The organism is Oleiphilus sp. HI0125, from assembly GCF_001635355.1.
In genome coordinates this window covers 1-515 of record NZ_LWGF01000507.1, presented here as the reverse complement: position 1 = coordinate 515, position 515 = coordinate 1, and the positions used below count along the sequence as shown (strand labels likewise).

General features: G+C 43.7%; 1 protein-coding gene. It reads left to right on the top strand.

Annotated elements, in window-relative coordinates; genetic code table 11:
* A partial coding sequence (locus A3762_RS06450) for an S-adenosylmethionine:tRNA ribosyltransferase-isomerase (RefSeq protein WP_197469086.1) occupies positions 1 to 402 on the top strand: 402 nt, incomplete at its 5' end.
* Positions 403 to 515: the final 113 nt, after the last annotated feature.

Below are 515 nucleotides of genomic sequence, written 5' to 3'. Positions count from 1 at the left end.
TTTCAACCAGTAAAGGTTGATAGTGTCGAAGACCATGTTATGCACAGTGAGTGGATTCAGGTCACCAAAGAAACAGTCGACAAAATTCGTGAAACGAAGGCAAATGGCGGTCGCGTCGTATGTGTCGGTACAACCAGTATGCGAAGCCTGGAGGCAGCTAGTCAATCAGGTAGCTTAGAGCCTTTCGAGGGCGATACTGATATTTTTATCTACCCAGGGTATTCGTTTGTAACTGTCGATGCCTTAGTCACAAACTTTCATTTACCGCAAAGCACGCTATTAATGTTGGTCTCGGCGTTTTCTGGTCAAGAGAACATGATGAACGCGTATGTTCATGCGATTGAGAATAAGTATCGCTTTTTTAGCTATGGTGATGCGATGTTCTTAGAGCCTCAGCGCTAATCACAAACTATTTTATTTATTGGAGAAGTTATGTCTCGCCCTGAAAGCTTTATGTCCTTCGAATAAAAGACCACAGTCAAAGTTGCGCGACGCGGAGAACTGAAATTCCCAAG